Source organism: Xanthomonas hortorum (genome assembly GCF_011305375.1).
In the GTDB taxonomy this organism is placed as follows: domain Bacteria; phylum Pseudomonadota; class Gammaproteobacteria; order Xanthomonadales; family Xanthomonadaceae; genus Xanthomonas; species Xanthomonas hortorum_E.
On the sequence record NZ_VCME01000033.1, the window covers coordinates 1 to 1,404 of the forward strand.

The window sequence follows — 1,404 nt, forward strand, 5'->3', positions numbered from 1 at the left end:
CCGGCGGGACACGCCGCAAGTACGTCCGTGTAGCAACTGTGTTGATCAGGACCTCAACCCGCGACCTTTGAGCGGTTTCCTTCAGGCGCGTTCATCGGTAGGTGCCGGCCGCTGGCCGGCACGCTTTTTTGCGTTTGCGCATGGCCGTCAAATGCGCTCAGGCGGGCTGCATGGCGGCTCTTTCATCGCGCACGCGCGCATTGAGGATGACCAGCATCTTGCGCATCACCGCCACAAGGGCGACCTTGCCCTCCTTGCCGCGTGCCCGCAGCGCTCTGTAAAAATCGCGCAGACGTGGCTCGTGCCGAGCTGAGGACATGGCCGCCATATACAGCGCCTGTCGGATGTCGGCTCGGCCTCCGCCAATCCCCCGTTTACCTCGCATCGCGCCGCTGTCGCGCGAGAGCGGGGCAACGCCAACCAATCGGGATATCTGCTTTCCGCTGAGCGTCCCAAGCTCTGGTAACCGGCACGCCAGCACGGCCAGCAGCACCGGACCGACCCCTTTGAGCGTCTTCAACGCAGCCAGGTGCGGTTGCTCGGTGAGTAGCGTCTTCAGCTGCCCGGCGATCAGTTTGTCTAACCGCGCCACACTGCGCACAAGCTGGTTCACGTTGCCCTGCAGCAGCTTGCGCAGCGCTTTTTCCGCAACCTGCAGCAGCTGCTGCCTTGCTGTTTTCAACAGATCCACCAGTTGCCGACGGGCACGCACATGCTCGCCCAGATCGCGCTGCCATGGTTCCAGTGGAACATACTGATGGAGCTCCATCTTCTCGGCCATGCAGGCCAACATGGCGGCGTCCAGCCGGTCGGTCTTGGTCAGTCCCAAACCGTTGGCCAAGTTGCGTGCCCGTTGCGCATTGACGCGCGCCACCGGCAATGCGGCGTGATGCAAGGCATCCAGCGCTGCCAGCTCGTAGCCCCCGGTCGCCTCCAGCACCACCTGCCGCACCGACAGCGTATTCAGCCAATCGACAAGCTTCCGATGACCGCTTGCGGTGTTGGTGAACTGACGGGTCTGGCCTCGAAAAACCGCAACGTCAAGAGAGTGTTTGCACACATCGATCCCGATTCCGCTCATGGGAAATCTCCGCTAGGCTAGAAATGTCGAGAGCTCCCTCGCCTGCCCAGTCTTATCGTTTCGAGTGTCACCTCGGGCAACTGTTCGGGCGAATCAAGGGAGAATCCGGCGTGGGTACCAAGCTACACGGCGATCGCTGAGATCCAGGCTCTCACGGTGGCCCACGCCGGCTCTCGACACCTAAACTGCCAGATTCCGAACAGATAAGGCTCTTACGCGGCATCCATGCCGCCACACGGTCCCGCAATCGGTGAGGACACCGCACCAGAGAGTCTGCAGGCTATTTCGTTGAAAGCCTGCCTGTGGTTTGGCTTGCGCTGAGA

Annotated in this window: 1 protein-coding gene; it reads right to left on the reverse strand. The window is 61.8% G+C overall.

Going from position 1 to position 1,404, the window contains the following annotated elements:
* Positions 1-157 precede the first annotated feature (157 nt).
* Positions 158-1,081 carry an IS110 family RNA-guided transposase gene (locus FFY45_RS21400; protein WP_176341965.1) on the reverse strand — a complete coding sequence of 308 codons (924 nt, stop codon included), beginning with the start codon at positions 1,079-1,081 and terminating at the stop codon, positions 158-160.
* Between the last annotated feature and the right edge of the window lie 323 nt (positions 1,082-1,404).

Excerpts from the sequence above, each read along its gene's own strand:
- FFY45_RS21400 (WP_176341965.1), bottom strand. The coding sequence starts at position 1,081 with ATGAGCGGAATCGGGATCGATGTGTGCAAACACTCTCTTGACGTTGCG.